We start from the raw sequence: 11494 nt of genomic DNA, 5'->3' as shown, positions 1-11494 counted from the left end.
CCCAGAAAAGGGCAAGAGGATTAGCATGCATAGTGACGGCGGTGGACCGGTTGGCTTTGTTGTTTTGGCGAACTCAAAACTAACCGGTTTTACCGCCGTCTCCTACTTTTTCACGCTTATCTGCGAAGAACCTTTTTTTATGCCTGTTTGCCCGTGGAGGGAAGCACTATCCATGATCGAGTCTGCCAACGCTCTTATTGTTGATTACTACGACGCAGAGACCTTTGCCCGTATCAAGGCTTTTGCCGATACCAAGGACACGCCCTGCGTGGTGATTGATACCGCGACCATCGACCGCCAGTACAATGAACTGGTGGAAGGCTTTCCCTATGCCAACGTCTACTATGCGGTGAAGGCCAACCCGGCCCCACAGGTTCTGACCATGCTTCGGGATAAGGGTGCCAGCTTTGATATTGCGTCGGTGTACGAACTCGACAAGGTCATGGGGCTGGGTGTGACGGGTGACCGCATCAGTTACGGCAACACCATCAAGAAGGCCAAGGACATCCGCACCTTCTATGAGCGAGGTGTACGCCTTTACGCGACGGATTCGGAAGCGGACCTGCGTAACATCGCCAAGGCGGCGCCGGGCTCGAAAGTGTATGTTCGTATCCTGACCGAAGGCACCCTGACCGCTGACTGGCCGCTGTCACGCAAGTTTGGCTGCCAAACCGACATGGCCATGGATCTGCTGATCCTGGCCCGGGACTTGGGCCTGGTGCCTTACGGTGTGTCCTTCCACGTGGGCTCCCAGCAACGGGAAATCGGCGCGTGGGACGCGGCCCTGGGCAAGGTAAAAGTGATCTTCGAGCGCCTGAAGAAAGAAGACGGCATCGAACTGAAGATGATCAACATGGGCGGTGGTTTTCCGGCCAATTACATCACCCGTACCAACGAATTGAAGGTGTACGCCGAAGAGATAAAGCGGTTTCTCCAGGAAGACTTTGGTGACGACCTGCCTGAGATCATTATCGAGCCTGGCCGTTCACTGATCTCCAATGCCGGTGTGCTGGTGAGCGAAGTGGTGCTGATTTCACGTAAATCGCGTACTGCGCTACACCGTTGGGTATTCACTGATGTTGGCAAATTTGGTGGCTTGATCGAAACGCTTGATGAATCCATCAAATTTCCGATCTACACCGAAAAATCCGGTGAAGGCGAAGACTGTGTTATTGCGGGCCCAACCTGCGACAGTGCCGATATCATGTACGAACACCACAAGTACCCGCTGCCGCTGAATCTGGCAATCGGCGACAGGATGTACTGGCTGTCCACCGGTGCCTACACCACGACGTACAGTGCAATAGAATTTAACGGTTTCCCCCCGTTAAAGGACTATTACATCTAAGCCAGCAGTAAGGACGTGGGGTGGGGGTATATTTTCCGCCAGAAATGGGTGTATGAGCGAAGCGAGTTCCATTTCCAAGGAAAAAATACCCCCACCCCGCGGCCCGGCACAACATAGATCAATGGCACCAGACAGAGGGTCAACTTTCGGGTCGGCCCTTTTGTCGTTTCAGGTCCAGGGTAAAAGTCAGGGGAAGAACCAGAACGCAATAGGCGATGATAAAGATAATGGCGTATCGGGCGTCGTTGCCCCAGTCGGCCAGTAACCCACCGATCATGGGCACAGAAAACGCCACTGTGTAACCAACCAGGAAGTTTCCTGCCGAGAGTCGCCCCGTTTCTCTTGATTCCACCAGTACAGGAGGTAAAGCCACCAGCAGGATCAGCAGAATACCGGCCGTGAAGCTCATAAACGTTGCGCTGGCTATTGACCACCAGCCAGTAAAGACGACCGTTCCCATTGTGCCCAGGATGCTGCAGGTTGCCATCACCATGATGGGGCCTTTGAGGCCTACCCAATACCTCGCCATTTTCAACATGACCAGGGAGGCGATTACCTGGGCGAAGTTGTACCAGAACAGCGCATCCGCCAGCATGTCGAAGTTGCCCTGTTGCTCCAGGATATTCCCCATGTAGGCGTTGAGGCCGAAGAACAGAGAGCCTGAAAGCCCCAGTAGCAGGCCAATCCGGAGTGTCAGCGGGTTTTTCCAGTCAGGCAGCCAGGCGGGCTTTTTAACCGGCCGGGCCATTTCCCGTCGTGGCAGGAACAGGGCGGCGGCGACCAGCAAGGCGGGCAGTGACCAGGCCAGCAGGGTGGCGCGCCAGCTGTCGTCCATCAGTGGCATCAGCACCGGTAGGGTGATGCCGGCGCCGATGAATTCGCCCATCAGCATGCCGTTCATGTAGATGGCGGAGCCGATGGCCAGATGTTTGGGTTCCAGCCAGCGCGGCAACAGCGCCGGCAGGGAGGGCTGCATCATGGCCACACCCAGGCCCATGACGGCGCTTGCCAGCATGAGTGTAACCGTGTCCGGTGACAGCCCGCGACCGGCGGAACCGATCACCATGATCACCATGGCCAGTGCCAGGGTATTGCGTGGGCCCAGTCGTGCGATGGCCAGGGAGCCAGGCATGGAACCGACGGCCAGCATCAGTATAGGGAGAGTAGTGAGCGCGCCAGTCAGGGCCTGAGACAGGCTGAGCTCGTCGCTGATGAAGGGTGCCAGGGGTGGCGCAACCAGTACCGGTATGCGCAGGTAAACACCGGCCAGCCAAAGCAACACCGCCACCGGGAGCAGTTTGGCTGCCGGTGGCGGTGTTGTCGTGCCTGAAACGTCAGCCACGGGGGCCGGGCTTAGTTGTCGCCGGTGTCCGGGAGGTAAGCGCCGTCTTCGTCGTGAACTTCACGGCCGGTGACGGGTGGGTTGAAGGCACAGATCAGTCGCATGTCTTCGGTACCACCACGCAGGGTGTGCGGGTCGTTCTTGTCCAGAGCGTACAGTGTTCCATCGGAAATCTCGTGGGTTTCACCGGTGGCCTTGTCGTAGATGCTGCCGTTGCCGGCGACACAATAAACGGCTTCGAGGTGGTGCTTGTACCACAGATTCAGCTCGGCGCCCGCAGGGATGATGGTTTCGTGGAATGAAAAGCCCATGCCGTCTTTTTTCAGCAGCATACGGCGGCTGGTCCAGCCCGGCCCTGATACTTCGCGCTCGGAACCGATAATGTCCTGAACTCGTACAATTTTCATACTTATCCCTCGCTGTGTGATGGAGCAGCCTTCTAGTATAAACATCCCCCTCAGGTTCGGTTCAACCGCCAATCGTCGTAGGCGTCCAGCGACTGCTCGATGGCGGCAACAAAGGCCGTTCTCATTTTGTCATCCAGGCCGCGTTTTTTCCGACAACGTTCAAAGGCCTGATGGATGGTCTGGCGTTGCCTGCGGTCGAGTTGCTCAAGCCAATGGTCATCGGCAGGTTCTAGATCAAGCAGTTCCCGGCCAGCATGGTTCCGGTGGCTGATATGCCACCAGTGATTGACGGCCCTTCCTAATACAACATAGCCGAATTGGCTGTCTTGTACAGGCCCGAAGGTGGCGGTCCTGAGCCCGTTTTTCAATACACCGGTGTTGAGCACCGGCAATGACAGGCGATCGCCGTAAAAATAGCTGCCTGCGGCGCCGATCAGCCCGCCTACCAGGGCTCCGGCGCCCAGTGAATGGCCCAGGGTCAGCGCATCCACCCCGGCACCGCTCACCGCGCCCGCCCCGAAACCTGCGGTGGCCAGGTAGCGACGGTTTACCCCCCAGGCTTTGTGGCTGTCTTCACTGAACAGGTCGTGTTCACTGTGCCACTCCAGTTCCGCTTCCTGTCGTCGCACCCGGTGATGCTCGTAGACCTTCTCAATGGCAATTCGAAGGTGCTGCTCCTGTTTTCTCTGGTTGTCATACCAGCTTTTGCGCAACTGTGTGGCCAGGTCGTGATCGGAGATTTCGCTGGTCTGGAGCGTGGTCAGTGTCCGTTTTTCGCGGAAGGACATCATCTCTTCCAGACTGCGGGCGATGAGTGTAGCTGCTTGGGTGCGGCGTTGCCGTCTCTGCGCCGAGAGAAACGCCGTCGCGTTTTCCAGGGGTCGTTCCCAGTCAGGCTCAAGTTGTCCAAAGGCCCGCAGCAGGCTGAGGTGTTGCTCGAAGGGCGCGCGAACGGCATCAAAGGTCCGGACAACCTGGAAAAACTGGCCGAGCGCCCTGGCCCAGGTGTCGCTGAAGTCGTCCTCACCAATGCTGTTAATCAAGGCGAGGCTTGGCCGGCCGGTCCAGCGCAGGATGGTCATCTCTGCTTCATGCTGGGTGCTGTAGGGTACGGAACCGTCAACCACGTAGATGATGCCGGCGCCTTCAATGAGCGGTTGCAAGAGCTCGCATTCATCGACAAAGCCTTCATCCTGGCGGTGCTGGACCACAAAAGCAGCGACTGTTTCCGCGCGGTCCGAGGCCGATACACTGTGAGCTTCCAGCCATTCCAGTACGCGCCGGGGGCGCTGGAACCCCGGTGTATCCACCAGTGTGTACAGGGTCTTGCCGTCGACAGCCAACGGATAGGCCTGATGCTTGCGGGTGGTTCCAGGCTCCAGCGCGATGGCAATGGCATCGTTCTGGGACAGGGTGGCCACAACGCTGGATTTGCCCTTGTTGGGGTGACCGACCACGGCAAACACGGGGGCTTTCATGATTCGTCCTCGTCCTGCAGTGCGCGGTGCATCAGGATATCTGGCGGTGTCGTCATCGGCGTGCTGACCACCATCCTCTCATCCCCCGTGCGCTCAGCAAACCGCAGCCACTGCCTGAGTTGATGGTCGGGTGGTGACTGGTCCGGTTGAGTCGCCATTGGTACCAGCGCAATTGTGGTGTGCCTTGGCCATGCATCGCGGGCCTGTTGTAGAAAATCCGCAAGCTCGCCGGTGGGTGGTTCCCAGCTGCGGGTGACGATGATCGCCGCTGGAGTGAGGGCACTGGTCAGTTGTTGGTTTGCCAGTTTGATGATGTGATGGTCGTGCTCGAGTGAGGCGCTACCGCCGGCGGCGAGGAGCTCCTGGTCTCCTGCAATGATGGCCCGCGGCAGTGTGGGCCTGCCAGCTTCCGCCCAGCGAATAATAGCCTGAGCCCTGGGGAGAGGCTGCAATTTTGCAGACGCTGTCGTATCCGGCTGGTCGGCGGCGTCATTGTGACGATTGCCCGTATCCACGGTGGGGGTTTCCATGCGGTACTGGAGGGCGATCCAGCCATGATGGGCCTGGAGTGCCTTACGGGCACGCAGTTGGGTATGAACGATCGTCAGCATCAGCAGAGCAAGCCGGGGAAGGACGACATAGGTTATCCAGGTCATGGTCACGAACGGCCACCAACTCCCCCAGAGGGCCGGATCGGTATTGGTGGACGACTCGCTGCGGAAGAACCGGGTGGCCTCCACCAGTTCGCGGTCCGGCATGGCCGCTGGCCACAGGTGCTGCCAGGGCGTGGCGATGGCGGCCAGCAGGCGGTAATAGCTGTCGTTCCCGGTGTTCAGGGTGGTGCTCCAGCCAAAGGCGAGATCCTGGATCACCACCAATACCAGCAGTGTTATCAGTCCGGCGACACCAAACACCAGTCCGCCGGTATGGGCGGCACGGGCCATTAAAAGCGGTTGTAGGGTTTGCAGGGCGTCGGAGGGGCGTGCGGCCGAAAACTTCCTCAGCAGCCAACGCCAGGGCTGCCAGCCGGCGAAGGCCTGGATAGTGGTCGTCACAGCAAGGATGCACTGGAGCAGCACAAAGGCCAGGATCACCGTAAGATTGATTCGCTGGCCACCGTCGTAGAACAGCAACCCCAGCATGGCCAGCGTTCCGGCAACGAGCCCTGCCAGGGCAAAACCTGTGGTCACCCTTCGCCAGAGTTTTAGCGGGTCATTGGTCGATGCACGGCTGGACAGGCGCCTGACATGTTCAAGCCACCGATCCGGGTCCGGGCCGACACCCTGGTCGTGGCAGTCCAGGGCAAAACGGCGATCCCGCCGGTGCAGGAACACCGGGTTCTGGTCGCGGTCGCGCTGAACCTGATTGTCGAACTCCAGTAATCGTCGAATGGCGCTGTCTGGCATTGAGTATCCTGATCAACTGGGCGGTGAGAGCCGCCGCGGAATGCTAGGATAAGGGTCTAGGATAATAAGGGTATCCCATAAACCGGTGTCGGACCTACCATGACCAACCACCTCATGAACCTTCGTCACGTCCCTGACGATGAAGCGGACGAGATACGCGAGCTGTTCGAGACGCACAATGTACCCTACTACGAGACGCCTCCCAGTCGCTGGGGTATCAGCATGGGTGGATTCTGGGTCCACGACAACGAGGAGGCCCAGCGTGCCAGGGCATTGCTGCAAACCTACCAGCAGGAGCGCCTGCAGCGTCAGCGAGACGCTTATGAGGAAGATCTGGCGGCAGGCCGGGTCGGCGGATTCTGGCACCGGCTTCGTCGGAGGCCGGTGACGACCCTGGCGGCGTGCCTGGCCATCGTTGTTATCCTGGCCTTAACGATTGCTCCGTTTGTGACGCTTTAATCAGTCCGGCTGCTTGTCTGTGTGGCGGATCAGGAAGTCTGTGGCTTTCTCAACCGCATTGCCAGCGGTCAGGAAACTGGTGATGTGGCCTCGCAGGTACATCAGGTAAAGCTCACTCTCAACGTGATGCGCCGCAAGGCGAGTTCGGAAATCCCGTGCCTGATCTGCAGGCACCAGCATGTCCTGGGCACCGTGGAACAGGAAAAACGGAGGCGTGCCGGCGGTAATGTGGGTGATCGGCGAGGCGGCCTCGTAAACAGCTGGAATGTCCTGTTGATCACCGCCCAGGAACTGACGGATCAGCTTTCCGGATCCGAAGGTTCGCAGGTCGGCCGGCAAACCACCGGCAACAACAGCTTCCGGCCGGGTGTCTGCGCCTCCGTATGGTTGGTTCAACGGATGTTGGCTCTCGGCAATCACGGCCATCAAACTGACCAGATGGGCACCGGAAGAAAAGCCAAACGCACTGACTGCAGTGCGTTTCAGGTTGTAGGCCTCCGCCATGGTGTGAAGCCAGTTCATGGCGATCTGAAGATCGTAGAGTTGCGCCGGGAAGGTGTGTTCAGGCGCAAACCGATAGTCAATGTTCATCACGGCAAAGCCCCGGCCGGCCAGGTGCTCTGCGATCCATGTCATGTCTTCCCGCGAACGCCGTTCCCAACCACCACCATGCACCAGGAGTACCGCAGGTGCTGGGGCGGGTCTGTCTGGCAGATAAAGATCCGCCTGGAGTTCCTGCGGCCAGTTGTCCGGGGAATAGGTGATGCCGGTTGTGGTGCGAAAGCTGGTATCGGGTACCGGCACCGTTTCTGCCGGCGCGTTCAGGTGTGAGGCGCAGGCGGATAGCAAGGTGCTGGCGGCCAATGCCAGAAGGCGGTTAACGTGCATGGACTCTCCGTTCATCCAGTCGGAAACGAAGACTTATACGTCTCGAATATGACCGCGGATGCATTGTGTGGTGCTCAGCGCTGTCCTGATAACGGGACACTGTCCTGGGTTCAGGACAATGTCGCGAGACGGCCTGCACAGGGCATTTCTGACGACCCCCCCTCCGACCACTGTCCGGAAATCCGGAAATAGTGCTTGAGAATTAGAGCGGTTCCCGGAAAAAGCAATGAAAATCAAAGCCCTGCTGTATTGGCACAGGATACGCATGGTCCCGGTCATGGTACCCGGCTTCGTTCGTGTACGCCGGGTTCTCATGTCTAACAAAAACAACAGGGAACAACGTATGAAAACGCTACTCCAGTACACGCTGATTGGCGCGGTGACTCTGACGGGTACCGCTTGCAATGACAGCAGCAAGAAACCCTTCAATCAACTCCCGGGATTCATCCAGGGCGATGTCCATTCCACCCAGTATGACGGTGTCACCAATGATCTCCTGACTGGTGGCCTGGGTGCCAGCGGCCTGGCCAGTGCAACGGCACCGGCCTTCGATGATCCGGTTAATCCCACGCCTGAAGAACTCCGGACGCTAGCCATCTACAACAACTATCGGGCTCTTGTGGACACCGTGCCCGGAGGCGGTTACGGCGAATTTTTCGGTCCCCAGGTCGATAGCAGTGGTGAGGGGCTGATTCCGGGTAATGAATACCTGGCCTACATGACGGTTGATGGCGGCGATGTACCGGTGACCGTGATGGTACAGGTGCCGGCCAGTTTCGATCCCAAGCAGGCCTGTATGGTAACGGCGCCCTCGTCTGGCTCCCGCGGCATTTACGGCGCGATCGGTACCGCCGGCGAATGGGGCCTGAAGAAAGGCTGCGCCGTGGTATACACGGACAAGGGCACGGGAACCGGTTCCCACAACCTGGCCACCAACGCGGCCCAGCGTATCGACGGTACACTTACCCAGGCCGACGAGCCGGTGCAGTTCCGGGCGGATCTGGATGCCCAGGCGCGGGCCGACTTTGACGCCGCCTGGCCGGACCGTTTCGCCTACAAGCACGCGCACTCCAAGGCCAATCCGGAGGCTGACTGGGGCCGGCATGTACTGCAGTCGATTGAGTTCGGCTTCTACGTGCTGAACGAGGAATTCGGGCAGGAAGCCGTTAATGGCCGCAAAGTGATCAAGGTGAAGCCGCAGGATACCCTGGTGATTGCGTCCAGCGTTTCCAACGGCGGTGGGGCCTCGGTCCGTGCCGCCGAACTTGACGATAAGGGGCTGATCGACGGAGTGGCGGTGTCTGAGCCCAACGTCAATCCGCAGGTGGATACCAGCTTTACCATCCGTCAGGGCAGTGGCCCCGAACTGGCCGAACACAGCCGCAGCCTGCTGGATTACACCACGGCGCTGGCGGTGTATCAGGGTTGCGCGAACATTGCACCGGAAGTGCGTGATGTGGCGCCACTGAACGCCACATTCAACAACTTCACGATTGCGGAGAACATCTGTAACTCACTGGCCAACAAGGGGCTGGTGACAGGCGCTACCACCGACGACCGCGCCTCCGATGCGCTGCGCATCCTGGAGCAGGAAGTGGGTATCCAGCCGGAGCAGAACCTGCTGGCACCGGTTCATTTCGGGCTGGCGGTTGCCCAGAGCATCTCCGCCACCTATGCCAACGCCTACGGTCAGGCCGGTGTTGAGGACAGGTTGTGTGATATCAGCCTGGCGGCTACGGGAGCTGGCGGCGCGGTCACGCCAATCACTGCGGCGCAGGAAGCAGCGCTGTTCTCCGCAAGCAACGGCATCCCCCCCAGTGCCGGGGTGAACCTGGTGTACGACGGTGCCGAAGGCCAGCCCACCAATCTGGGTGCCAGTGCGTCGCCCAGTACCAGTCAGCAGGATTACGGTCTGGATGCTCTGCTGTGTCTGAGAAGCCTTGCCCTGGGCACCGATGCCGTGACCGGAAGCCCGCTGGCGGGTGATGCCGCGGAATGGTCAGAGCGTATTGCCGACGGTGTTGAGCAGATTCGCGCATCTGGCAACCTGCGGGGCAAGCCGACGGTGTTCGTGACTGGTCGTGCCGACGCCATCCTGCCTATCAATCATACCTCGCGGCCCTATTTCGGGTTGAACCAGCGAGTTGAGGGTAGCGATAGCAAGCTGAGGTATTACGAGATTCTCAATGCCCACCACCTGGATGTCCTCAACGGCTTCCCGGGTGTTGCGGACCGGTACGTGCCGCTGCATCACTACTTCTTCCAGGCCCTGGATCTGGTGTGGGCGAACCTTGCCGACAAGCAGGCCTTGCCGCCCAGTCAGGTGGTCAGAACGGTACCGCGTGGCGATATTGCCACACCGTTGTCTGCGGCTAACTTGACCCCGATCGATCCCACCCCGGATGCCGGCGACCGCATCGTGTTCGCTGACGATCAGGTACAGATTCCAGACTGACAAGCCCGTCGGCCGGCCCGGTCAGATTCCGGGCCGGCATTGTTTGCCCCTGTTCCGGGGGCGCCATATACTTCCGTCTCTGCACCCGGCTCGCCGGGTGCTCTGGATATTGCCATGAATAACATCCAACCCGGTGGTACAGGGTACATGACAGAGCTGTTTACCGAGAACAACAAGAGTGGCCTCACCAGGGATCTGATCGAGGCGCTGTTTCCCATGTTTGAGGAAGCCAGCGCCGGTGCGATTGCGGTTGACCATCAAAGCCGTATTACCTGGATCAACAACAGTTATGCCCATCTGCTTGGGTTGGAAGATCCCAGGGCAGTCATCGGTAAACCTGTCCGCCAAGTGATTCCCCAGAGTCGCATGCCGGAAGTGGTGGAAGCCGGTAAACCTCTGCTGCTCGACATCATGGAGCATAACAAGCAACAACTGGTGGTGACCCGGCTGCCGTTCTATGACGACGAAGGGCGAATCATGGGCGCGGTGGCGTTTGTGCTGTATGACGACCTGCAACCGCTGACGCCGCTAGTGGCCAAGTACCGTCGCCTGCACCAGGATCTGGCTGCTGCCCGTAAAGCGCTGGCGAAGAAGGCGCGTGGCACGCGCTACAACCTCGCCGACTTTGTGGGCGCCAGCCCTGCGGCGCTGGAGGTCAAGCGCCGGGCCCGATTGGCGGCTGGCCGTGACATGCCGGTATTGTTGCTGGGCGAAACCGGTACCGGCAAGGAGGTGCTGGCGCAGGCTATTCATTCCGTTTCGACCCGTGCTGAGAAGCCTTTTGTGGGCGTGAACGTCGCTGCGATTCCAGACAATCTATTGGAAGCTGAATTTTTCGGCGTGGCACCTGGGGCCTACACCGGGGCAGATCGCCGTACCCGGGAGGGTAAATTCCAACTGGCCAATGGCGGCACCCTGTTCCTTGATGAGGTGGGAGATATGCCGCTACCGTTGCAGGCAAAACTGCTGCGGGCGTTGCAGGAAGGTGAGATTGAGCCCCTGGGTTCCAATAAAGTGGCCTCAGTGGATGTGCGGGTCATTGCCGCGACCAGTCGTAACCTGGAGGCGATGATTGCCGAAGGTGAGTTCCGTTCGGACCTGTATTACCGGCTGAACGTGCTGGAAATCCCTATTCCTCCGCTGCGGGACCGCCTGGCCGATCTGGGCGTTCTGTGTGAAGCCCTGCTGGGTGAAATCTGCGACGGTCTGGAGATTCGGGGGGAGATCACCGACGCCGGTGTGGCGGCTTTGGGCGGTTACGACTGGCCCGGTAATATCCGTGAACTGCGTAATGTGCTGGAGCGGGCCCTGACCATGGGTGAGGATGGTGGTCTGCTGGACGCCGACGCCATTTTCAAGGTGTTACCCCGTAGTGGCAACCGGCCAGCCTCATCGCTGGTGCCACAGCCGGTGCGTCCACTGGCTAAAACCCTGGCTGATGCCGAAGCCCAGGCGATCGAAGAAGCACTGGTTGCCAGTCGTGGGAACCGTACCCGGGCAGCCAAACTGCTGGGTATTTCTCGCTCCGTGCTTTACGAAAAACTGGCCAAGATGTCCTGAAATCAGGACGCCTGTCCTGTTATCCGTACAAACCCTTACGACGGATGTCTATATGCGTCCGGTTTTCCGGACTGTTCATTGTGCGCAATGTCTCGCCGGCTTTTTATCTGTCTGATAAATAACAAAATATCCTGATTGGCACAGAGCCTGC

9 protein-coding genes are annotated in these 11494 nt (G+C 59.2%); 4 read left to right on the top strand and 5 right to left on the bottom strand.

The features are described 5' to 3' along the window. Positions 1-172: 172 nt before the first annotated feature. Positions 173-1348: a type III PLP-dependent enzyme gene (locus tag AC13D2_RS02690; RefSeq protein WP_421911732.1), complete on the top strand. Its 1176-nt coding sequence runs from the start codon at positions 173-175 to the stop codon at positions 1346-1348. Positions 1349-1487: 139 nt separating this feature from the next. On the opposite strand, the gene AC13D2_RS02685 is transcribed toward AC13D2_RS02690, so the two are convergent. Genes AC13D2_RS02685 through AC13D2_RS02670 form a run of 4 tightly spaced genes read right to left on the bottom strand, consistent with a single transcriptional unit; the run spans position 1488 to position 5981 of the window. Further along, positions 1488-2690, bottom strand: coding sequence for an MFS transporter (locus AC13D2_RS02685; RefSeq protein WP_482938187.1), 1203 nt, complete (start codon positions 2688-2690; stop codon positions 1488-1490). An 11-nt stretch (positions 2691-2701) separates the two neighbouring features. Then, on the bottom strand, positions 2702-3097 hold the full coding sequence (locus AC13D2_RS02680) for an ectoine synthase (RefSeq protein WP_007155480.1): 396 nt from the start codon (positions 3095-3097) through the stop codon (positions 2702-2704). 50 nt (positions 3098-3147) lie between these two features. After that, a complete protein-coding gene (locus AC13D2_RS02675; RefSeq protein ID WP_482938188.1) occupies positions 3148-4578 on the bottom strand; it encodes a GTPase/DUF3482 domain-containing protein in 1431 nt (476 codons plus the stop codon). Further along, the gene (locus AC13D2_RS02670) at positions 4572-5981 is read right to left on the bottom strand and encodes a DUF2868 domain-containing protein (protein WP_482938186.1); all 1410 of its coding nucleotides are present in this window, start codon (positions 5979-5981) and stop codon (positions 4572-4574) included. The genes AC13D2_RS02675 and AC13D2_RS02670 overlap by 7 nt, the downstream gene beginning before the upstream one ends. 99 nt (positions 5982-6080) lie before the next feature. Here AC13D2_RS02670 and AC13D2_RS02665 point away from each other — a divergent pair, with 99 nt between their 5' ends. Then, complete coding sequence (locus AC13D2_RS02665; protein ID WP_292047917.1) at positions 6081-6440, top strand: DUF6164 family protein; 360 nt, start codon at positions 6081-6083, stop codon at positions 6438-6440. Here AC13D2_RS02665 and AC13D2_RS02660 read toward each other — a convergent pair whose 3' ends face one another. After that, positions 6441-7328 carry an alpha/beta hydrolase fold domain-containing protein gene (locus tag AC13D2_RS02660; RefSeq protein ID WP_482938185.1) on the bottom strand — a complete coding sequence of 296 codons (888 nt, stop codon included), beginning with the start codon at positions 7326-7328 and terminating at the stop codon, positions 6441-6443. It abuts the gene before it with no gap. Positions 7329-7671: 343 nt separating this feature from the next. Between AC13D2_RS02660 and AC13D2_RS02655 the strand changes: the two genes are divergently transcribed. After that, the gene (locus AC13D2_RS02655; protein ID WP_482938184.1) at positions 7672-9783 is read left to right on the top strand and encodes a 3-hydroxybutyrate oligomer hydrolase family protein; all 2112 of its coding nucleotides are present in this window, start codon (positions 7672-7674) and stop codon (positions 9781-9783) included. A gap of 114 nt (positions 9784-9897) precedes the next feature. Continuing rightward, entirely contained in the window at positions 9898-11343 is a 1446-nt protein-coding gene (locus AC13D2_RS02650) for a sigma-54 interaction domain-containing protein (protein ID WP_420390026.1), read from the top strand. Positions 11344-11494 lie beyond the last annotated feature (151 nt).

It is taken from the genome of Marinobacter sp. B-12, assembly GCF_056857915.1.
The sequence above is the reverse complement of the archived record's forward strand: the minus strand, read 5'-3'. Positions and strand labels throughout refer to the sequence as shown.